Annotated in this window: 18 protein-coding genes and 1 pseudogene; 6 read left to right on the top strand and 13 right to left on the bottom strand. The window is 50.8% G+C overall.

The genetic code is table 11. From position 1 onward, the window contains the following. Positions 1 to 283 precede the first annotated feature (283 nt). The gene (locus tag U6B65_08790) at positions 284 to 2,449 is read left to right on the top strand and encodes a methyl-accepting chemotaxis protein (protein WRS26441.1); all 2,166 of its coding nucleotides are present in this window, start codon (positions 284 to 286) and stop codon (positions 2,447 to 2,449) included. A gap of 290 nt (positions 2,450 to 2,739) precedes the next feature. Here U6B65_08790 and U6B65_08785 read toward each other — a convergent pair whose 3' ends face one another. Genes U6B65_08785 through U6B65_08775 form a run of 3 tightly spaced genes read right to left on the bottom strand, consistent with a single transcriptional unit; the run spans position 2,740 to position 4,359 of the window. Continuing rightward, positions 2,740 to 3,444, bottom strand: coding sequence for a cytochrome c biogenesis CcdA family protein (locus U6B65_08785; protein WRS26440.1), 705 nt, complete (start codon positions 3,442 to 3,444; stop codon positions 2,740 to 2,742). Then, positions 3,437 to 4,036 (bottom strand): TlpA disulfide reductase family protein, encoded by a 600-nt coding sequence (locus tag U6B65_08780; protein ID WRS26439.1) that lies wholly within the window; start codon positions 4,034 to 4,036, stop codon positions 3,437 to 3,439. The genes U6B65_08785 and U6B65_08780 overlap by 8 nt, the downstream gene beginning before the upstream one ends. Before the next feature lie 5 nt (positions 4,037 to 4,041). Next, positions 4,042 to 4,359 (bottom strand): metalloregulator ArsR/SmtB family transcription factor, encoded by a 318-nt coding sequence (locus U6B65_08775; GenBank protein WRS26438.1) that lies wholly within the window; start codon positions 4,357 to 4,359, stop codon positions 4,042 to 4,044. A 282-nt stretch (positions 4,360 to 4,641) separates the two neighbouring features. Here U6B65_08775 and U6B65_08770 point away from each other — a divergent pair, with 282 nt between their 5' ends. Further along, the gene (locus U6B65_08770) at positions 4,642 to 5,316 is read left to right on the top strand and encodes a transglycosylase SLT domain-containing protein (protein WRS26437.1); all 675 of its coding nucleotides are present in this window, start codon (positions 4,642 to 4,644) and stop codon (positions 5,314 to 5,316) included. Between the two features lie 290 nt (positions 5,317 to 5,606). Here U6B65_08770 and U6B65_08765 read toward each other — a convergent pair whose 3' ends face one another. The 6 genes from U6B65_08765 to U6B65_08740 form a co-directional block, all read right to left on the bottom strand. Then, a complete protein-coding gene (locus U6B65_08765; protein WRS26436.1) occupies positions 5,607 to 6,440 on the bottom strand; it encodes a CPBP family intramembrane glutamic endopeptidase in 834 nt (277 codons plus the stop codon). Between the two features lie 185 nt (positions 6,441 to 6,625). Further along, entirely contained in the window at positions 6,626 to 9,289 is a 2,664-nt protein-coding gene (locus U6B65_08760; protein WRS26435.1) for a cation-translocating P-type ATPase, read from the bottom strand. Between the two features lie 483 nt (positions 9,290 to 9,772). After that, on the bottom strand, positions 9,773 to 10,270 hold the full coding sequence (locus tag U6B65_08755) for a methylglyoxal synthase (protein ID WRS26434.1): 498 nt from the start codon (positions 10,268 to 10,270) through the stop codon (positions 9,773 to 9,775). 424 nt (positions 10,271 to 10,694) lie between these two features. After that, complete coding sequence (locus tag U6B65_08750; GenBank protein ID WRS26433.1) at positions 10,695 to 10,928, bottom strand: GNAT family N-acetyltransferase; 234 nt, start codon at positions 10,926 to 10,928, stop codon at positions 10,695 to 10,697. Between the two features lie 279 nt (positions 10,929 to 11,207). Then, on the bottom strand, positions 11,208 to 13,847 hold the full coding sequence (gene clpB, locus U6B65_08745) for an ATP-dependent chaperone ClpB (GenBank protein WRS26432.1): 2,640 nt from the start codon (positions 13,845 to 13,847) through the stop codon (positions 11,208 to 11,210). Between the two features lie 98 nt (positions 13,848 to 13,945). Continuing rightward, the gene (locus tag U6B65_08740; protein WRS26431.1) at positions 13,946 to 14,581 is read right to left on the bottom strand and encodes a CopG family transcriptional regulator; all 636 of its coding nucleotides are present in this window, start codon (positions 14,579 to 14,581) and stop codon (positions 13,946 to 13,948) included. Positions 14,582 to 14,736: 155 nt separating this feature from the next. On the opposite strand from U6B65_08740, the gene U6B65_08735 reads away from it, so the two are divergent. After that, positions 14,737 to 15,285, top strand: a complete 549-nt coding sequence (locus U6B65_08735) for an inorganic diphosphatase (GenBank protein ID WRS26430.1) — start codon at positions 14,737 to 14,739, stop codon at positions 15,283 to 15,285. A gap of 106 nt (positions 15,286 to 15,391) precedes the next feature. Further along, a complete protein-coding gene (locus U6B65_08730; GenBank protein WRS26429.1) occupies positions 15,392 to 15,682 on the top strand; it encodes a YlmC/YmxH family sporulation protein in 291 nt (96 codons plus the stop codon). Positions 15,683 to 15,861: 179 nt separating this feature from the next. On the opposite strand, the gene U6B65_08725 is transcribed toward U6B65_08730, so the two are convergent. Together U6B65_08725 and U6B65_08720 are read right to left on the bottom strand one after the other, a co-directional pair. Further along, positions 15,862 to 16,569 carry a TraX family protein gene (locus tag U6B65_08725; GenBank protein WRS26428.1) on the bottom strand — a complete coding sequence of 236 codons (708 nt, stop codon included), beginning with the start codon at positions 16,567 to 16,569 and terminating at the stop codon, positions 15,862 to 15,864. A 33-nt stretch (positions 16,570 to 16,602) separates the two neighbouring features. Further along, entirely contained in the window at positions 16,603 to 17,190 is a 588-nt protein-coding gene (locus U6B65_08720) for an ECF transporter S component (protein ID WRS26427.1), read from the bottom strand. A 546-nt stretch (positions 17,191 to 17,736) separates the two neighbouring features. Here U6B65_08720 and U6B65_08715 point away from each other — a divergent pair. Continuing rightward, positions 17,737 to 18,534 (top strand): hypothetical protein, encoded by a 798-nt coding sequence (locus U6B65_08715; GenBank protein WRS26426.1) that lies wholly within the window; start codon positions 17,737 to 17,739, stop codon positions 18,532 to 18,534. Between the two features lie 40 nt (positions 18,535 to 18,574). Here U6B65_08715 and U6B65_08710 read toward each other — a convergent pair whose 3' ends face one another. Further along, the gene (locus U6B65_08710; protein ID WRS26425.1) at positions 18,575 to 19,546 is read right to left on the bottom strand and encodes an N-acetylmuramoyl-L-alanine amidase; all 972 of its coding nucleotides are present in this window, start codon (positions 19,544 to 19,546) and stop codon (positions 18,575 to 18,577) included. 310 nt (positions 19,547 to 19,856) lie between these two features. Here U6B65_08710 and U6B65_08705 point away from each other — a divergent pair. After that, positions 19,857 to 20,738, top strand: a pseudogene (locus U6B65_08705) (collagen-like protein). A gap of 168 nt (positions 20,739 to 20,906) precedes the next feature. Here the strand turns inward: U6B65_08705 and U6B65_08700 are convergent. Then, the gene (locus U6B65_08700; GenBank protein WRS26424.1) at positions 20,907 to 21,575 is read right to left on the bottom strand and encodes a response regulator transcription factor; all 669 of its coding nucleotides are present in this window, start codon (positions 21,573 to 21,575) and stop codon (positions 20,907 to 20,909) included. Positions 21,576 to 21,849 lie beyond the last annotated feature (274 nt).

The following is a 21,849-nucleotide window of genomic DNA, read 5'->3' as shown; positions in this document are numbered from 1 at the left end:
CGGCGCTTTCCTTGAAAGTAAGTCATATCACTTGATATGCTTGTGGCAAAAGTGGCTGTTTGAAGCAGGAATGTTGTTGAAGCCTCTGTTTCTATACGAATTTTGCCAGTAGATTCGGTGGGGGTTCTCCTGTAGGAATGGTTCTTAGTTCGCACAGGCAGGCCGGATAGACAAGCTGTTTGAGTGATAGCACTATCTTCTAAGCGCATCATATTCGATGCGCTTTTGTTATTGTAACAGGAATTATTTGCAAAGGCCATTACATTAAAGAGGAGAAGACAACATGAAAACAAAAAAGGCGATAAAGATCAAAAAGGTTTTCAAGGGTATGGGAGTTGGCAATAAAAGCCTGATGGTCAAAATTCTGGTGCTTATAGGGCTCCCGGTTGTAATTTCTTTTGTTTTGGTGGCCGGTATTTTGCAGTATCTGGTGGGGAATACCGTCTCCGATCTGACAAACAGGGAGTTGCAGGCCAAATCACAAACAGCGGCTTTGGATGTGAACAGCTATTTTGCAAAGTGCGCGCAAATGGTGAAGTCTCTGGCTCTTACCGGCCAGATGGAACAGATGTGTATTCGTGTGGGAGCCGGCAACAAGATTTTCTTGGATCCGGATTTTAACGGAATTAAGGCTACCTTGGAAAAAGCGGAAGAAATGGATGCCGAAAATTTGATGTCAGTATGGATTGCGGATTTTGATGCCAACCAGATCCTGCAATCCACCGGTTATGGTCTTGAGGATGGCTATGTGGTGCAGGAGAGAGCTTGGTATACTGTTCTGCAAGGAGCCGCCGGTGAAGTTATTATGACCGATCCTACAGAAGACTATGTCACAGGAACTCAAATAGTCAGCATTGTGGCTCCTATTTTTCAGAAGGATTATTCGGGTATTCAAAAAATGATTGGGGCCATTGGCGCTGATTTTTCTTTAGACAAAATCAGCGAACTTATGGGAACCTATACACTGGGTGAACATGGTTATTATGTTCTGACCACCTCAAATGGCCACATGCTGTATCATCCGGATGCAGACCGCATTGGCACCAACATTGCGGATAGTGATTTTTCCAACGAGCTTAAAAATGCAATAATCAGCAAGCAGGAAGGCAGTGTTACTTATACCAAGGGCGGCGAGAAGGGCTATGGCTATGTCGCGCAGGTTGGCACCAGCGGTTGGACAATTGCCACCGGTTTGCCTGAGAGAGAGTTCCTGCAGGAATATACCAAAATAATTTCAACATTGATCACCGTTTTCATTGTGGCCGGCCTGATCCTGGTGGCTATGATTGCGCTGGTGACCAGTGGCATTGTTTCGCCTCTGCGTAAACTAACTAAAGCCGCTAACCAAATTGCAGACGGTAATCTGGATGTGCATTTGGATATTCGCTCCAAGGATGAAACCCGGCAGGTGGCGGATGCAATCGGCAGAACGGTAACCCGCCTGAGCCACTATATCGATTATATCCAAGAAATCACACAGGTGTTGGGCACGATGGCACAGGGAAATCTGCGCATCAATCTGGAGCAGGATTATGCCGGTGAGTTTGCCCCGGTTAAGGAAGCACTGCTCAATATTTCCTCTACACTCAGCGCGACCCTTTCCCATATTCATATGTCTGCCGAGCAAGTTGAGGTGGGCGCTTCCCAAATTTCTTCCTCCGCACAGGCACTGGCCACCGGAGCTTCCCAGCAATCCAGCTCTATCCAACAGCTTTCTGCTTCCATTTATGAGGTTTCGGGTATGGCGACCCACAATATGGATAATGTGATCAAGGCCACTGAATATGTGGGTGAGGCAGGCAAGGGATTGGTCGCCGGTAACCGGCACATGGAGGAACTGCAAGCCTCTATGAAGGAAATCAATCAGGCTTCCGGCCAAATTCGCAAAATTATCAAGGCCATTGACGATATCGCCTTCCAAACCAACATTCTGGCACTCAATGCCGCCGTTGAAGCTGCTCGGGCCGGTGCGGCAGGCAAGGGCTTTGCAGTTGTAGCCGATGAAGTGCGCAATCTAGCTGCTAAATCGGCAGAGGCCGCCAAGCAGACCGAAGACCTGATTCACGCATCCATTCAGGCGGTGGAAACCGGTACCAAGATTACCAAGGTGACCGCAGATGCTTTGCAGGATGTGGATCGGAACTCCCAGCAGGTGCAGTCCATTATCGTCCAGATTCAGAAGGATTCAGAGCGGCAGGCGGATTCCCTCAAGGAAGTCACACAGGGCATTGAGCAGATTGCCACCGTTGTGCAGACCAATGCAGCCACAGCTGAGGAGAGCTCGGCTTCCAGCGAGGAGCTGACCGCACAGGCTGTGCTCCTTCGGGATGAGGTTGGCAAATTCCAGCTGGCAGGTGTTAAAGAGCAGGATAGCGAAGTGCCTGTTCAGGAGCTCCAGTGGGATTCGGCTGAAAGCAATATGTCTTTGCAGCCCGATGACCGGTTCTAAGCTATAAAAAATCTTGCGTATACCAAAAGCAGGGACCTTTTGAGGGTCCCTGCTTTTAAATTGTAGAAGTAGCGGCGTTAACCACGAGAGACGTAAATCTTTTATTGGTAATTCTTCCTGCGTTGAATTGATATCGATGCAGGAATTCCATTTTTTGCGCTGTTGCGGCGCAATCCGGGGAGAATACGGGGGGCATGGGATGCCCCCCCATAGAGCGTATAGACTTTTGGATATTTGCTCAAGCAGGGACCTTTTTGAGGGGTCCCTGCTTTTTTAGCGTGAAGAAGCTTTTATGAAAACAGCCCCATGTAATAACCAAAAAGATCAAAGAGCATAAGAAGGCCCACAATGATTAAAAGAGTGCCGGAAATCATCTTGATTTTGTTCAGGTGCTTTTTAATAAACCGCATTGCTCCCTGCAGGCGGTCCCACAGCAGAGCGGTCAGCAGAAAAGGTACGCCCAAGCCCATGGAAAAAACAAACAGAAGGGCGATCCCTTGCGGCAACGTGGAGGAGTTGGAGGCAAGGAGCAGAGCCGAGCCCAAAAATGGCCCAAGGCAGGGGGTCCAGCCAAGAGAAAAAGCGCCTCCAAACAGCAGGCTGGAAAAAAAGCGCAGATCCTTGGTGTTGGCTTGCAAGGTCTTGGTTTGGTTGAGGAAGGAAATGCGCAGAATTCCCATGAAATGCAGGCCAAATACAATCATGATTACACCGCCGATGCGCTGCAGCCAATCACGGTGCTGGGAAAGCAGGCTCCCAAGGCCGGAGGCAGTGGCACCCAACCCAACAAAAACAAGAGTGAAGCCGCAAATAAAGCCAACAGTATTGCGAATCAGCCGATCCCGGTTTTCCTGCATGTTGCCGGTGCCGCTGAGATACAGCAGATAAATGGGCAGCATGGGTAAAATGCAGGGGGAAAGGAAGGCAAACAATCCTTCAGAAAAAACCAGCCCAAAGAGAGCGGGCGTAATTTTGGGTGCAGCCTGACTAAGCATTTTTGGCCTCCTCAATCATCTGCTTTACCGTTGCTAAATCGGTTTTGCCCAAAACAAAGTCGGAAAGCCGCCCCTCTTTATCGATCACCACAGTGGTGGGGATGCTTTGAATCCCGAAGATTCCAAAACCCACTTCCCCGGTATCATAGAGGTTCATAAAGGTATGGCTGTTATCCGCCAGATATTTATCCGCTTTTTCTTTGGTTTCCCGCTGGCCGTCGGTCTGGTTAAGCAGGAGAAGCACCACCTCTTCGGAATCAGCCAGCTCATCGTGGAGAATCTGGAAATCCGGCATTTCTGCCTTGCAGGGGGGGCACCAGCTTGCCCAGAAGTTCAGAACCACCACCTTACCTGCATAACTGGATAGGCTGACGCTTTCTCCATTGTTGGCTTGCACAGTAAAATCGGGCACCAGCGGCATTTCCTCTGGCTCAGAGGAAGATGTATCGCTTGATTCGGGGATGCTTTGCTGGGCTTGTGAAGAAGGCTCAGATAGTGTTTCTGCAGGCTGTGAGGTAGATATGTCTCCTTTGCCGCAGGCTGCAAGAGATAAAGTGAGTGCCAATGATAGAATCAAAAACTTTTTTTTCAAAATTCTCATCCTTTCGGTTCAATGAGGTGTGAGGATGCATCGGCCGCATCCTTGATAATCAGCTTAATAAAAGGCTCAAGCTGGTCACAATCGATGCTGTAATCAATTTCCAGCCCATGGCGGTGGCCGAAAACAATTCCGGCATTTTTCAACACCAAAAGATGGCGGGAGATGGTAGACTGGGGTAAACCCAACCGAGTGTATAAAGTGGTAACATTAATCTGGTTGACACAAAGCTCCCGCAAAATCCGCAGCCGCACCGGATGTGCCAAAGCCTTGAGAAGCTCGGCTCGCTGGGTATAGTATTGCTCCTGGGCATCCATGTAGGACGAGCCCCCTTTATTTGTATATGCGGATATTATAATATAATATGCCGGGCGCTGTCAATCCCATGCGTGGGAAGAGAAAACCGGCCAATTCTATGGGTGAAACCGCCGGAAAACCATAGCGGAGCTTTAGAAAGAATCGTCGAAATAACCATAAAAAAGTAGGAAACATTGACAAATAGATTGCCCTTACCCTATACTGTTGGATGTGCATAGGGCCAGGACATAAAGAAAGGTTGAATTTATATTAAAATATATGTCATAAAAACGATGCGGGTGTTGCTGCTGCTCTTGGGGGGCGCTTTGCTGGGCCTTCTGGTGTATCATCTTTACCTGTCCTCCTACCGGGAACAAAACCGGTATAATCCGGTTCCGTTGGAGGCGCCTTCCAGTGTGATGAACCGCCAGAGCAAGGCTCCGGTGTCACTGGGGTTCTCCTACTACCCGGTGGATGAGGAAACGCTGGAATCCAAGCTTTCCCCTAAACCTTTTATGGCACCGCTTTATGATATCCCGCTGGATGCAGAGCTGCAGGAATATACCTACAGCCTGTGTCAGGAATACAATGTGGATTATGAGCTGGTGCTGGCGATCATGGAGAGGGAAAGCCGATTTATGGTGGGCATCCGGGACAATGTCAATGAAAATGGGACAAGGGATCGGGGGCTGATGCAGATCAACCAGAGCAACTGGAAGTGGCTTTCCGCCCAAGGTCTGGATGTGAACATCCCCGAAGATAATATTGAGGCCGGGGTGATGGTCATCAGCGATTATGTGGCAAAATACGGCGAGACCAATGCTCTCATTGCCTATCAGTGCGGCGAGGCCCGCATGCGGGAGCTGGTGGAGCAAGGCTATATAACCCAGTATGCCACCGAGGTTTTGGGCTCAAGGAATTTCCCACTGGTTTCCCCGGAGCAAGCCAAGAGCCGAGAGACAGAAGCCTTAGCCTGACAATACAGTTCAATCCGCTGGTATAGATGCATATGCCTTTTACCCTTGGCGGGCAAAGCCTGCTGTTGCACAAAAGGGGGCGTATGCGTATCAAAAGGAATGCCATGCACCACAGGTGTTCCGCTTAAATACTGGCCCTGCCTGCGGATGAAATTTGAATGAAGCGACAAAGCTTGTTCAAAACAGATTGTAGATAAAATATATGAGGGCATCACCGTTGGATAAAATGGTGATGCCCTCACTTTTATAGAATGCCCCTATGTAGGAAGATTTAGCTTTAATGCGGGAGCTTACTGTTTGATACGTCTTCTGCGATAGATGAAAAGCACAATCAGGAAGGATAGGGTCTGGGCAATGGAAATACGGATTACCTGCATCTCATCCATGCCGGATGCTGTGGCAATATGCAAAAGGTTAATGATGGTGTTGTTAAAAAAGTGATCGGCCATGGGCATCCAAAGAGAACCGGTTATCTTGGCCAGCAGGCAGAACTTAAATCCCGTGATTCCGGCTGTTACAATCAGCACCAGGGCAGAAAATATCGCCCCGGCTTCACTGATCTCTCCATCCAGCAGGCTGCGAACAGGAGCCGCAATGTGCCAAACGCCAAAAAGGATAGAAGAAATAACAGCCGATTTTATAAAGGAAAGCTTGGATTCCAGCAAGCGAAGGAACAGCCCTCGGAAAATGCCTTCCTCCATTGCTACGTTGATCAGGTTCCCAACCAAGCAAAAAACAAAAAACCACAGCCCGGTTTGCCTGCCTTGATTGCCCTCCAGCGCATAGCTGGTTACATATACCTGCAGGGATGGGTTAGCACCCTGCATCTGCTGGAAAACAAATTCTGCGCCATAGGCAATCACATACACGCAAGCGCCGAGAAGCAGGCCGTATAGTGTATTTTTTGCCCGCTGCCCTCCCAGCCCCACTTCCGGCCAACTGAGTGAAAAATAGCGCAATGCGATTGCAAGCACCATAATCCCGGCAAGCTTATGGAGAAATGCCTCGCCGAATATGCCTTGATCGGTACGGATAATCATATACTCAACTGCCCTGAACACAAAACAGATCAAATAAACAGAAAGGAGCGACCATACCGGATTCGAAAATCTGTTTTTAACCATACAATAGCTTCTCCTATTCTGTAACATTCTCTCATGATCATATTACAGTCAGCACCAAAAAGCAAACGAATCTTTATAAGCTATATTTGCATTTTTTAATATACTGCCATCACAAAGGGGAAGGGCCGCTGCAAGGTTGCAGCGGCCCTTCCTTCAAGCATCTTTATTCTGGAAAGCTATAGAGGTTAATTTGTTTTACCTGCTTTGAAAATCCAGCGGACAAGCACGATCAGCTCATGCATCACCAGCGGCACCATGGCCAGCAGGAAGAGCTCCAGCCATTCCATAAAGGAGAGGGCAACGGTTCCGAACAGCCCGGTGAGCAGAGGAATTTCGGTGACTGCCACTTGAAGGAGCAGCCCGATCACAAAGGCCATTACCATAGTGCGGTTTTCAAAGGGATTGATGCGGAAGATGGATTTTTCCACATTGCGCATTCCGAAGGCATGGAACAGCTGGGAGAGAGCCAATGTGACAAAGGCATAGGTCTGGGCGTGCATGAGCAGCTCAGTGTCACCCAGCATGGCTTTAATGCCTTCAAAGGTAACCGGGGAGCCTGCGTCCATTAGAGCCTTCACAGGGGAATAGAGGAAAGCGCCTAAGGTCATAGCGGCAATGACAACACCATAGAAGAGAGTGAGAGCGAGGCCCCCGTGAGCAAACAGGCTTTCCTCCGGGTGGCGGGGCGGAGCCTTCATGATGTCCTTATCCTTGGAATCCACGCCCAGTGCCAAAGCGGGGAGCGTATCGGTGAGCAGATTAACAAAGAGAATGTGGGTGGCCTGCAAGGGAGCCGCCAACCCCGCCAAAATGGCGCCAAACATGGTGATAACCTCGCCAAAGTTGGAGGAAAGCAGGAACAGAACCGATTTTTTAATGTTGCTGTAAATTCCCCGGCCCTCGGCCACAGCCTTTTCAATGGTAGCAAAGTTATCGTCGGTGAGCACCATATCCGCTGCGCCCTTAGCCACATCGGTGCCGGTGATGCCCATGGCAACACCGATATCGGCGGTTTTGAGAGAGGGGGCATCGTTAACGCCGTCACCGGTCATGGAAACAATATATCCGTGGGATTTCAGCGCCTTTACGATCATAACCTTATGCTCGGGCGAAACACGGGCAAATACCCGCACATCGTCCACCACCCGATTCAGGTCATCCTGTGTCATTTTGGAGAGCTGTTCCCCGGTCATGCACTGTTCTTCACTGTCTGCGATTTTTAGCTCACGGGCAATGGCCAGAGCGGTATCCTTATGGTCACCGGTGATCATGACCGTGCGGATTTTGGCATCCTTAAACACCTGAACAGCCTCGGCAGCCTCGGGGCGGGGCGGATCAATCATACCCACAAGGCCCACAAAGGTCAGGTTCTCTTCGGTTGCGCTTTCATCGTTTTCTTTAAAAGCAAGGGCCAGCACCCGCAGGGCGGAATGGGCCATGGAGCTGGCGGCCCGGAAGACCTTTTCACGGTCTATCTGGGTGAGAGGGCGAACCTGCCCGTTGATGATAATGTTTTCGCAGCGGGAAAGCAGGATATCCATAGCGCCCTTGGTAAAGGCAATGGCTTTGCCATCCCGTCTGTGAACGGTGGTCATCATTTTGCGGTCGGAATCAAAGGCCTGCTCCGCCACACGGGGGAGTGTTTCCTCAAGGCCCTCTCTGGAAAAGGCGGTGCGTGCGCCCATATCCAGCAGGGCAATTTCGGTGGGATCACCGATAGCGGTGCCGTTTTTAATGGAGGCATCGTTGCAGAGCACAAAACCCTCGAGAAACAGCTGATCCTGCTCGGGGGCAAGAGCGGAGACTTCTTCCAGCTTTTCATCCCGATAAACCTGTGTGACAGTCATTTTGTTCTGGGTGAGGGTACCGGTTTTATCAGAGCAAACCACACTGACTGCACCCAGCGTTTCCACAGAGGGCAGGCGGCGAACAATGGTGTTGACCTTGACCATCCGCTGAACGCCCAGGGCCAGCACAATGGTTACCACAGCGGGCAGACCCTCGGGAATAGCCGCTACTGCAAGGGAGATCGCGGTGAGAAGCATTTCCACAATGGGGCGCTGCTGGATGATGGCAATGGCAAACATAGCCACACAGATCGCAAGGGCAAGGCCGCCCAACAGCTTGCTCAAATCAGCCAGACGTTTTTGCAGCGGAGTCATGGAGGTGGCAGTCTGGTTAATCATCGTGGCGATTTTGCCGATTTCGGTGTTCATACCGGTGGCGGCCACAATACCTTCGCCACGGCCGTAGGTGACACTGGTGGAGGAGAAGGCCATGTTGACCCGGTCGCCCAGAGAGGTATCCCCGGTGGCCACAAAATCAGAATCTTTTTCCACCGGAACCGATTCACCGGTGAGAGCGGATTCCTCCACCTTCAAGTTGATGGAAGAAATCAGCCGAAGGTCGGCGGGCAAAACTCTTCCGGCTTCCAGCACGACCACATCACCCAGCACCAGTTCGGCAGCGGGAACATCCATTAGCTTGCCATCCCGGCGCACAAGAGCAAAGGGGCTGGAAAGCTTTTTCAGAGCCTCAAGAGCCTGCTCAGCCTTCGCCTCTTGGCTCATGCCCACAATGGCGTTGAGCAGAACCACCATCAGAATGATGACAGCATCCCCCCATTCCCGAAGGAACATGGAAATGGCCGCCGCCGCAAACAGAATATAAATCATGGGGTCGTTGAGCTGGCTTAAAAACATAGAAAGCTTGGATTTGGGCTTTGCTTCCACCAAAGCATTGGGGCCGTATTTTTGAAGCCGCTCCGCTGCCTGCTGGCTGGATAAGCCCATTTGCGGGTTTACATCAAGCTCTTCGCAGGATTGCAGGATGTTTTTTTGTTCATACACGATAAACTCTCTCCTCATTGTTGATACATGTTTTTACAGATGGATTTGCTTACCGTCTGCTGCAGAAAACACAGGTGATCCAGAAGCGCCTTTCTGCTATTCTGCCCCGGATTTCCCGGAAGTTTACCAATTGACCTTAAATGATCCAGGAAAAGAGGCCCTGCGGACAGTAAGAAAGATAATAAAAAAAGACTTTTAGCTTATACCAATCCTATTGGTATAAGCTAAAAGTCTGGTTACCTATACGGATTTCAGGCCAGAACCAAACATGATTCATGTATGTTGACCTGAAATTTAAAACTACTCCCCATTAGCTATGAGCAATATTAAATTGTATAATCAATATACACGATGCACCTATGGGATTCATCTCTTATATATTGACAAGTGATGAACAATATGTTAATAAAATTTCCCAAGCTTCCAGCAATATCCAGCGCAGAATAGCAAACAAACAAAAACGTTGGTATCTGTAAGGTTTTTTTAAAGAGTTTCCGCACGCTGGCGAATGTTTTTGTTAAAGTTAATCACCTGATGGTTATAGGGTTCATCCATCAGCGGGGAGGTAATCATAAAATCCGCGGTGGATTTGTTGCTGGCCATGGGAATATCGTATACCTGCACAATGCGCAGAAGTGCCTTCACATCCGGGTCATGGGGCTGGGCAGTGAGAGGGTCAGAAAAGAAAATGACCATGTCGATTTTCCCTTCCACAATTTTAGCTCCGAGCTGCTGGTCACCGCCCAAAGGGCCGCTGTTGTAGCCCAGCACCTGCATACCGGTGCGGTCGGTGATCATACGGGCGGTGGTGCCGGTTCCGCAAAGGCGGTGGTTCTGCAAAATGCTCTTATGCTGGAGGCACCAATCAATAAGCTCCGACTTTTTGTTATCGTGGGCAATCAGAGCGATGTTTTTTTCAACGCTGATGGTAAAGGTTATATAATCGTCATTAATCAAGAGACAGGCTCCCTTCAAATGCATATTTTTGTCTGAATCTGTCGAACAAAATAAGTGTAGCACATTTTGCTTGGGCTGGCTAGAGCGGCCTATGTTAAAAATAGTTAAAATTTAACGTTTCTCGATTTTGTAGCCAGTGTGGGAACTTAAAAAAGCCTTGTTTTTCTCTAATGAAAAAGACAAGGCTTGAAGCCGGATTAGTCTGGGCGCTTCCACACCATGGTGTATTCGCTTTCACCGGTATCGCTGTTTATTTTTTCTTCGGTTACCGCAAAGCCGTGCTTTTTATATAGTGAATTAATTTGAAAACTGTCACAGTTTTCAAACAGAAGGCTGTGCCTGCCGCTGCGCCAAAGGCGCACAATCCACTATGAAGTCTAATGAATTCGCCTTTTAGGCGATCGCACGGTTTGACCGTGCGACATCAAAAGTGATCCACTTTTGATGTTCATTGACTATAAAAAGAGATGGCAGGCCGGTTCCGGGTGTATACATCCAAGGTCAGGCTGGGCAGGCGCTTTTTACAGGCGCTGAGCAGGGCCTCTCCAATACCCTGCCCCTGATGTGCCTTGGCAACAAACAGCCCTGCAATATAGGAGCCATCTGCTATGCCTAAAAAGCCTCTGACCTTGCCATCTTGCTCATAAACGGTTACATCCGCCTGGGGCAGTATGGCCTTCACCTCTTGGAAATGGCTTTCCCAGTATTCCTTGGGAATAAAGCTGTGGGCGTCTATGTTGGTTTGCAGCCATATAGTTAATCGGCCTGAAAATCAAAGAAGATTTTCAGGCGGCAGGCATTGCCTGCTGACACGCTTTGAGCGTGCGATTAACTATGCACATCAATGAAACCGCCCATTGGGCGGCCCACAGCTTCTACTGTGGGGCTTCAAAATGCACGCATTTTGAAGTTCATTGGGTATATTTCCATAACCTGATCCAGCTGGGAAAGGTGGAGCGGTTTAATCATAAGCAATTTCTCCTGTTTTCAGTGGCTGCTGTGTATGCACAGTCAGCTGATTTTCAACACAATCCACCACCAACGTGGAATGTGGCAGAGAACTTTCGGCAATCAGATACCGGGCCAGCAGGGTTTCCACCTTTTTCTGGAGGAACCGCCGCAGAGGCCGGGCACCATAGACAGGGTCGTATCCGTTTTCCACCACAAAATCTTTGGCGGCGGGGGTCAGCACCACAGAGAGCTGGCGGTCGGCAAGGCGGTGGCCCAGATCGGCTACCATCAAATCCACAATGGAGCGGATTTCCTCCTTGGTGAGAGGCTTGTAGAACACAATCTCATCCAGACGGTTGAGAAATTCCGGCCGGAAGCTTTGGCGCAGAATGGTTTCCACGGCAGCCTTAGCCTGCTCGGTAATTTCACCTTTGCTGTCGATACCCTCCAGCAGAAGATTGGAGCCAAGGTTGGAGGTGAGGATGATGATGGTGTTTTTGAAATCCACCATACGGCCTTGGGAATCGGTAATACGGCCGTCATCCAGCACTTGGAGCAGGATGTTGAACACATCCGGGTGAGCCTTTTCCACCTCGTCAAACAGAATGACGCTGTAGGGCTTGCGGCGCACCGCCTCGGTCAGCTGGCCACCTTCCTCATAGCCCACATACCCCGGAGGCGCTCCCACCAGACGAGAAACAGCGTGCTTCTCCATATATTCGCTCATGTCAATCCGAATCAGGCTCTTTTCCTCATCAAAGAGGCATTGAGCCAGAGCCTTTGCCAGCTCGGTTTTACCCACACCGGTAGGCCCAAGGAACAGGAAGGAGCCGATAGGCCGGTCAGGGTCCTGAATGCCTGCACGGGAACGGAGAATGGCATCGCAAACCTTTTCAACCGCTTCATCCTGCCCCACCACACGCTGGTGGAGGATTTTATCCATGCTCAGCAGCTTTTCCCGGTCGCTTTCCAAAATCTTGGAAAGGGGGATACCCGTCCACCGGCCGATGATCCGGGCGATTTCCTCGTCGGTTACCTTATCCCGCAGCAGGCTGCTGCCCAGCTTGGATTTTTCGGCAAGCTCCTCTTCTTGTTCAAGCTGCTTTTTCAGCTCGGGCAGGCGGCCGTAGGTCAGCTCGGCGGCCTTGTTGAGATCGTAGCTGCGCTGTGCCTTTTCGATTTCGGCGTTAACGCCCTCAATCTCTTCCCGCAGCTTCTGTACCTTGGAGATGGCGTTCTTTTCATTTTCCCACTGGGCTTTCATGGCGGCAAACTGATCCCGCACCTCGGAAAGCTCCTTTTGCACAGCGGCGAGATGTTCTTTGGCCAGCTCATCGTGATCTTTTTTCAGGGCGGCTTCTTCAATTTCAAGCTGCATAATCCGGCGGGAGATTTCATCCAGCTCGGTGGGCATGGAATCAATTTCGGTACGAATCATGGCGCAGGCCTCATCCACCAAATCGATAGCCTTATCCGGCAAAAAACGGTCGGCAATATACCGGGAGGAAAGGGTAGCGGCGGCGATGAGAGCCTGATCCTGAATTTTTACACCGTGGAACACCTCATACCGCTCTTTAAGGCCACGCAGAATGGAGATGGTATCCTCCACAGTCGGCTCGCTGACCAGAACCGGCTGGAAACGACGTTCCAGAGCCGCATCCTTTTCAATGTAGCGCCGGTATTCATCCAGTGTGGTGGCGCCGATACAGTGAAGCTCGCCCCGGGCCAGCATAGGCTTGAGCAGGTTGCCTGCATCCATGGAGCCTTCGGTTTTGCCCGCACCCACAATGGTGTGCAGCTCATCGATAAAGAGGATAACCCGGCCTTCGCTTTTCTTAATTTCAGAAAGCACAGCCTTGAGGCGCTCCTCAAATTCGCCCCGGTATTTGGCGCCTGCAATCAAAGCACCCATATCCAGCGCAAAAATGGTTTTATCCCGCAGGCTTTCCGGAACATCCCCCCGGACAATTCGTTGAGCAAGGCCTTCCGCAATGGCGGTTTTGCCTACGCCCGGCTCGCCGATAAGGACGGGATTGTTTTTTGTTTTGCGGGAAAGAATACGCACCACGTTACGGATTTCATTATCCCGGCCGATAACAGGGTCAAGCTTTTGTTCCCTTGCACGGGCCACCAGATCGTAGCCGTATTTGGTCAGGGCATCGTAGGTTTCTTCGGGGGAATCGCTGGTGACCCGGGTGTTGCCCCGAACGGTGGAAAGAGCGGCAAGAAAACGGTTTTTATCCAGCCCAAAGCGCCGAAAAACAGCCTGTATACTTTTATCCGGTTTTTCCAGCAGAGCCAGAAACAAATGCTCCACCGAAACAAATTCATCCTTCATTTTGCCGGCAAGGGCTTCCGCCTGCACCAGCGCCGTATCCACGGCTGGGGAGACATAAATTTTATCCGGCTCACGCCCCGGCCCGCTTACACCGGGAATACGGCCGATTTCCTCCTGAACCGCCTGTAAAAAGCTTTCCGGCTGGGTATCCATTTTCAAAAGAAGCTGGGGTATCAGGCCGTTTTCCTGCGAGGCAAGGGCATAGAGCAGGTGGGGCTGTTCAATCTGCATGTTTTGGTTGCCAAGAGCCAGACTCTGAGCGGCTCCGATGGCCTCAATGGATTTTTGAGTAAATTTTTGCATGTTGGTCATAGTTCAGCACTCCTTTCGCCCGCTGATAGGGCTATTTCAATATGTTGCAAAGTCCCGGTGCAACCACCGGGTGAAAAAGTTGAAACAGTAGGAACTATTTACTTGGTGGCGTCGTCGAAGTATTTTTCCAGATAAACCATTCCGCCGCCGATGCGGGCGGCATGGAAATAAGCGGAAAGGGCCAAATCAAGCTGGTGGATATATTGGCCGATGCGCTTTCCGATCACATCAGTGGATTCCTGCCCATCCTTTTGGGGAAGGCTGAACCGCCGGTAAAAGCGTCCGTTCTCCACTTGCACAAGCAGAGTATCCGGGGGATGCCTCCCGGATTCCAAAGCGGCCCAGTGGGTAAAGAAATCCTCCAGCATGGCCAGCAGACCTTCGTTTTGGGTGCGGGAAGAAACCCGAAGTTCCCCGGAGTAGCCTTCGCCCTCAGCAAAAAGCTCTACACTGTAACGAATGGTTGGATTGTATTTATAATCCAAAAAGCTTTTCAGCGACAGCATGGAAGCGCTGGGTTGAGGCTGGAGCTGGAGACGCTGGCGGGTTTCGGTAATCTGCGCCACACAATCGAGAACGCTTTCATACCACATATCTGGCGTTGTCATGGAAAACTGCTGAGCCAAAATCCGATTGATCAGGCCGGAACGGCTCATGCCCCGGTCATAAGCCATTCGATCCACTGCCCGCACCACCTCATCGGATAGCATCAGACTATATAAGCTTTTCTTCACAGCCTCACCTCCTGTTTATTATTTTAGCACTCAAACATATAATTTGCAATAGATATTATATAATTTAATTTACAAATTATGATTTTTTTTGATTATAGTTTAACTTGTCCTGCGTTTTATGCTATACTGTCTGCAAAAGCAGAAGGAGAAGCCACATGAACATTTGGCACGATGTAAGCCCTCAGCGCATTCGCCCCGAGGATTTTCTGGCTGTAATTGAAATTCAAAAGGGCAGTAAAAAGAAATATGAGCTGGATAAGGAAACCGGCCTGATTATTCTGGATCGGATTCTTTATACCTCCACCCATTACCCGGCCAACTATGGCTTTATTCCCCGGACCTTTGCCGATGACGGCGACCCTTTGGATGTTCTGGTGCTTTGCAGTGAGCCGGTGGAGCCGCTGGTGCTGGTGCGGTGCTATCCCATCGGGGTCATTTCTATGGTGGATAACGGCGAAAAGGATGAGAAAATTATCGCCATCCCCTTTGAAGACCCCACCTACAATTCCTACCGCTCCATTGAGGCGCTGCCCTCTCATATCTTTTCCGAAATGCAGCATTTCTTTCAGGTCTATAAGGCACTGGAAGGCAGAGACACCGCAGTCAGTGAGGCCAAGGGCCAGAAGGAAGCCTTGGCGGTGATTCGCAAAAGCATGGCGGAATACGACCGCTGTTATGCCGCAGAAGCAGATAACGGGCAATAAAATCTCATTAAATACTGCCAATCGCAACCGGCCGGTAATTTTCGGATTGTCCTCTGGCATCTCCCCTTATGGTCTGCCATACATATAGGATAGGGGAGGTGGCTGAATGAACTGCCGTATAACCGATCTTCGGTACAAGGAGGTCATTAATGTCCGGGATGGAAGCTGCCTTGGCTTTGTTTCGGATATAGAAGTGGATACTGTAACAGCTAAGGTGGTATCGCTGATTATTTTTGGCCGGTGCCGTCTGTTTGGGCTGTTTTTCAGGGGGGAGGATATTATCATCCCTTGGTGCAACATTGAAGTGATCGGGGAAGATACCATTCTGATCAACATGGAGGGCGGCGTTGTGGGCCGGCGGAAAAGGAACGGTTTTTTCTCCGGTTTCGGCAATTAAAAAAACACAGCAAAAAGCACTTGGCAGCTGCCAAGTGCTTTTTGCTGTAAAAGGGGGTTATCAATGATGAGGTAAAACAACTGTTTGATGAGGGTGTTAGCGTTGGATAACTTACGCTATAACCGTATATTACACCATATAAGAGCCGTTGTCAACGGTTTGTTTTAATAATATTGGCGTTACCTGAAAAAAGTTTGGGAAAGAATAAAAAGTATCCAGATATGAGCGGGATAAAACACATAGAAGAACCACTTGGCAAAAAGCCCCGAGGGGCCTCTTTGGCCGTTATAAAACCATATGGGAATCACAGAAAAGATCATAAGCCATTGGAATTTGCCAAAATCAAAAAAGGCGAGAAAAATCAGAGAAGCGGCCGCAAAAACGGCACACATAAGCCTTTTGCGCCCCCGCAGATAATAAAAGATCAGCGACATCATGGGAATCACGAGAAAGCCCTCCCACACCATAGAAAAAGCCAGCAGGGTAATCGCCAGAAGGAAAAAGCGGGTCTTTTCCCCTGGGGTCTCAGCGGCAATGGCTTGATCTATAGCGCAGATCAGGCTACCCGAAACCGCAAGAGCCATGATGATGCTGTTGCCGGGTGTTGTGCCGAATACAGCCGTAAAAACAAAATCCATAGCCAGCATGATCAGCCCGATGGTATACAGACGCAGCAGGTATTTTTTGCGGCTCCGGGTATACACCAGACCTTCGGTCATCAAAAAGCAGAAGCAGGGAGCCACCAGACGGGAAACAGCCTCAAACCACACGGGAAAGCCCGGCAGAAACACATAGAGATGATCCATGAGCATTAAAGCGGCCATGAATAGTTTCAGTGCAAAGGCATTCAGGCCAACCCGGCGGGGAGAAAGAGGCATTTCATCCATAAAAGGCTCCTTAAAAATGATTTATAAAGCAGTTCAGCTGGTTTTCTTGAGAGCGGGAATTTTTTGGCCAAGCCCGGCTCGCAGCAGCGCTTTTTTGCAGGCGGGCGCAATGGCAACGGCAATAATCACGGCTGCAACGGCGTTGATCCCGGAAACCACCAGCTTCACGGTAGCCGCTGTAACGGCCGCAGAAAAAACACTGCCTGCCAAGACCAGCTCGGTGATGTTTTTTACCCAGTAAAAAGCAAGGGAAAATGCCGAGCCAACGGTAGCCGCAAGAATGTTGACGGCAAAGCCCTTCTTGTTCCGATTGCCCCACTGGGCAATCACGCCGCATAGGAAGGCCATGAGAAAAAAGCGGATAAAGGTCAGGGGAGTATCCGCCACAAAAAGCGGGTCGGTCAGGTCATACAAAGCGGAGCCGATGCCGGCGGCCAGCCCGCCACGAAGCCCGCCGAACAGAAGGCCGGCCAGCAGACAGAAAACATTGCCCAGCTTAAGCATCACAGGGCCGGCGGGTGTGGGAATGGTAATCTTTAAAAAGACGGTTGTGGCAAAGCAGATTGCCGCCATTACACCCACAAGAACGATATCATAGAGATCAAACCGATTGTTTTTCATAGAGCAAGCCCCCCATATGGAATATTTCTTTAAACAGTATATTCTTTCCCGGGTTGACAGGCAACCAACGGCTGAAGGGCAAGCTTTCTGCGAAAAATATACAAATATTATAATTGATCACGAGGATTTTTGCAATCTGTTGGATAATATGCGTGTATTATTAAACGGTTATGGAGGCCATGGTTCAGGCAGCTCATGCATATGCCAATTTCCTGAAATAAATATGGTATTATTCTGTGAGAAATGCAGAATTTCAAAGACAAGTATATATTCGAAAGGGCATGATTGAAGCAGGTTTGCCGCATACTATGGTGGTATAGCTTGCCAATTGCAAAGAGGTTTTACAGTTTGTAGAAACAGCGCAAGGGATGATGGGACATCAAGGAGTTCAAAAAGTCTTATAAAACCCATCAGACCCACCCGCAGGGAGCACTTTCACGGGTGGGTGCTTCGCTGTGCCTAAAATGGAAAAAGGCTTTGGGGAGACTTAAAGGATTTCCAAACCACATAGCTGCTTTTTTGCAGACAGCGGCAAGGAAAATAGTTATGCAGCAACCCGGCTGGCTAAAAGCCTATTGGCTGGGCGGATTTTTTGCACTGCTTGTGGCAGTGATGACTTCGCTGTTTCTGGGATGGGGCTGGCCCTTTTCCCCGGCTGGCCTCTGGCTGTGGTGCTTGCTAGGGGGAGCACCGGTTTCGTTGGTTCTGCGCTATCGCAAGCATCCGCCAAAGAGCCGCATGGTGAAGGGCAGGCGCGTGCTTCTGCCGCCTGCCCGTGAGACAGTACAGCAGAACACAGGCAGGCGAACTATGGTTATTGTGAATCGGCCCAATACTGCCAACAGCCAAAAAAGGCTTTTCAGCCGTTCCAATTTGGTTGGCTCAGTGGGAATACTGGCCCTTTCCTCCATTTCCATACCCAGAGAGGCAAGGGACATAACTGTTGCGGGAACCTTGATTTTTTCTGGTCTGCAAGGGGTTTTGATCGGCGTTTCCACAGCTATGGCTTATGGGTTGGGGAGCCGCTCAGCCGTTTCACGATTGTTCCCGCCCTCAGAACCGCTGGGGTGGTATTGCTCGGCTGTTGGGCTGGTGCTGGCGATGCTGTTTTGGGGCGGTATGGTTACAGCAAAAAAGATGGGCAGAACCAAAAGCCGTGGGTGGCTTGCTGTTCTGCCCGGAATGCTTTTTTTATGGGTGGGGTGCCTGTGGCCGCCTGCGGAAAAGGCCCTGAGGCTGGGGGATATTTCGGTTTATCATTGGCTCACCTTGATTATGCTGGCGGCCGCTCCCTCGATTCTCATTCGCTTTTTTCTCACCGTGCAGGAGCTGTTTCGAAAATAGAGGGTGGTTTTTTCCCGGTTCTATTATCCGGTGGGAAAAATTATCCCAGCAGTGCCCGATAAGTGTTGGGGCCAGCAACGCCATCGGCTGTCAGGCCTCTGTCCTGCTGGAAGCGGATCAGAGCATTTCGGGTGTTAGAGCCGAAAACACCGTCAATGGTGCCGGGATTGTAGCCGCTCATATAGAGGGCGGCTTGGAACAGATAAACCAGAGGGCCACGGCTCAGTTCCCGCAGAACAGGAAGCTGGGCAAGGGTGGCGGGCCCCAGCACACCGTCCACAGTGAGGTTAGAGCCGGTGGTTTGGTTGAGGGCACTTTGCATAGCCCGGATCAATGCGGCTTTGGTCTGATTGCCGTAGCGGCCATCTACCGTCAGGTTGGCACCGTACCAGTCGTTGAGCATCTGCTGGATGGCGGCAGTGGTGGGGTCGTATGCAGTGGGAGGCGGCGGAGTTTGCCCGGGTGGGGTATAGGGTTCGCCAAGGGTTTCCAGAATGCCCCGAACAATTGCCTCGGCATATTCGTCCAGATAGGTATCGAACAGGCGGTTATCTTCGTCGTTGATTATGTAGCCCATTTCCAGAAGCATAGCAGGCATTTTGGAACGCCGCAGAACTGAGTAATTGCCTCGCTTAACGCCACGGTCTGCCTGAACACCCACCGATACCACCTGATTCAGCACATTGGCGGCGGCCTGTTCTGTGCTGGCCGGTGCCGTAGTATAAACCCAGTTTTCCACACCGTTGCTGGTGGGGGTCAGCTCTGTGTAGGAATTCCGGTGGAGGGATACAAACAAATCGCTTCCGGCCTGGTTGGCCATATCGGTGCGGGTTCGCAGGGGAATAAACACGTCGGTATCCCGGGTCATCTGCACACGCTGCCCCTGCTCCTTCAAGCGCTTTTCCACCTCCAGTGCAAGGCGGAGGTTATCGTCTTTTTCCAGCCGGCCATTGTGCGAGGCTCCATTATCGAAGCCGCCATGGCCCGCATCCACAGTGATCAGTTTACTCATAGCTGATTATTCCTTTCAAAAGTTCTCACTGATACTATATGAAAGAAATCTGAGCATGGTGCGCATTGGTACTGGCTGGACAAAAGCTTTTATCCGAAATATAAGGGTTTTTTAAACAAAAGCGGGTTTTCAGAGCAAAATGCCATTGCAGGGAACCTGTCACCTTGCTTTTTGAAAATACATATAATGCAGCATGGAAGCCAGCGCGTTTCGGCCCTGCTTTTTTCTGGTGAACAGCTTTACCAAATTTTACATGAGGGATATTCGCGGGCTTTTTATTATAAACAGGAGGAATTACTCAATGGATATAGTGCAACACAGCGGTTTAGGCTGTGGATCTCATTCTTGTGGCTGCACCTGCAGCATGTGCTGCGGAATCACCGGCCCGAGAGGACCTATGGGTTATCCCGGCCCTCAGGGTGTTCCTGGCCCGCAAGGCCCTCAAGGGCCTGCCGGAGCGAATGGCGCAACTGGTCCGCAAGGCCCTCAGGGCCCTCAGGGTATACAGGGTCCTCAGGGACTTACCGGAGCAAACGGTGCTACAGGCCCCACCGGCCCTCAGGGCCCTCAGGGCGTGCAGGGCCCGCAAGGTCTGCAAGGCCCCACCGGTGCAACCGGTGCTGGCGGCGCCCAAGGGCCAGTCGGCCCGCAAGGTCCCCAGGGCATTCAAGGCCCCACCGGCGCCCAAGGGCCACAAGGTCCTCAAGGCCCTCAAGGCCCTATCGGAGCAACCGGCCTTGCCGGCGCAACTGGCCCGCAAGGTATTCAAGGCCCAACCGGTCCAACCGGTCCAACCGGCCCGCAGGGTATTCAAGGCATTCAAGGCATTCAAGGTCCAACCGGCGCAACCGGCCCGCAAGGTGTTCAAGGTATTCAAGGCCCAACCGGCGCAACCGGCCCGCAAGGTATTCAAGGCATTCAAGGCCCAACCGGCGCAACCGGACCGCAGGGTATTCAGGGCATTCAAGGCCCAACCGGCGCAACCGGACCGCAGGGTATTCAGGGCATTCAAGGCCCAACCGGCGCAACCGGACCGCAGGGTATTCAGGGCATTCAAGGCCCAACTGGCGCAACCGGCCCAACCGGCGCGCAGGGTATTCAAGGTATTCAAGGCCCAACTGGTGCAACCGGCGCAGCTGGCGCAACTGGTGCAGATGGGGCAACCGGCCCCGCTGGCCCCACGGGGCCATCTGTTTATACACAAACCTGAACACAGGAAGAACCGATCGTGAAGCGGCTTCCTCTATCCCGCATAAGAGGACAAGAATACCCCGCGAAAAATGTGATGTTCCAAACAAAAAGAAAAAAGGAGCAAGCCTCTCTTGGCTCCCTCCTTTGGTATTGGGCTTGCTGAAAAGGATCACTCCGGCAGGCGATACCCCACACCCCGAACGGTTTCGATATAACCCTCTCCGATTTTTCGGCGAAGGTTGAGAATATGAACATTAACCGCCCCCGGCTCGGTTGCGGCATTAATCTGGGAGGAATGAATAAGCTGTTCCCGGGTGACCACATGTCCGGCATGCTCCACCAGCATTTTCAATATCGAATATTCGGTCAGGGTTAAATTCACCCGGCTGCCATCACATTCCACAAGGTGGGCATTGATATCAATGCGAAAACTGCCAGCGCTCAGGATACCATCTTCCGGCTGATCCTCACAGCGGCGCAACGCAACCCCGATGCGGGCGAAAAGTTCCCGCAGACCAAAGGGCTTGGCAATATAATCATCCGCACCCATGCCAAGGCCAATCACAGTGTCGGTTTCTTCGGTTTTGGCGCTGACCATGATAACGGGAATATGGCGCAGCAGCCTGTTTTGCTTGAGACGGCGGCAGGTCTCGAGGCCATCCATTTCCGGCATCATAACATCCAGCAGAATTAAGTCAGGAAGATGGGCCTCTGCTATTTTAAGGGCCTCCAAGCCCGAGTAGGCGCAAAGGGGTTGGTAGCCCTGCTTTTTGAGATTCAGTCCCAGCAGCTCTACAATGTGGATTTCATCGTCCACAACCAAGATTTTCTTCTTCAACGGCGCGCTCCTTTCGGCCTGATATGATGGGGCGAAAACTTCAGCCAGCGCTGTAGCACCTATTTTAGCATATTGGCCTGTGCTTGTATACGGGAAGGCCTTTGAATTTATCCACAGGTTTAATGCAGCCGATCACCATCACCAAAAAAGGCGGCCGGTATCTGTTTTTTATTGTGTCAAAGCTGTGGGTTTCCTGAAAGGATGAAAATAGCAGTGTAGTGAGCTAGTATATATTACAAAAATATCTCTCTTCTGGCAGGAACTTCCTACAAAA

This window comes from Oscillospiraceae bacterium MB08-C2-2 (assembly GCA_035621215.1).
GTDB lineage: Bacteria > Bacillota > Clostridia > Oscillospirales > Ruminococcaceae > WRAV01.
The sequence above is the reverse complement of the archived record's forward strand: the minus strand, read 5'-3'. Positions and strand labels throughout refer to the sequence as shown.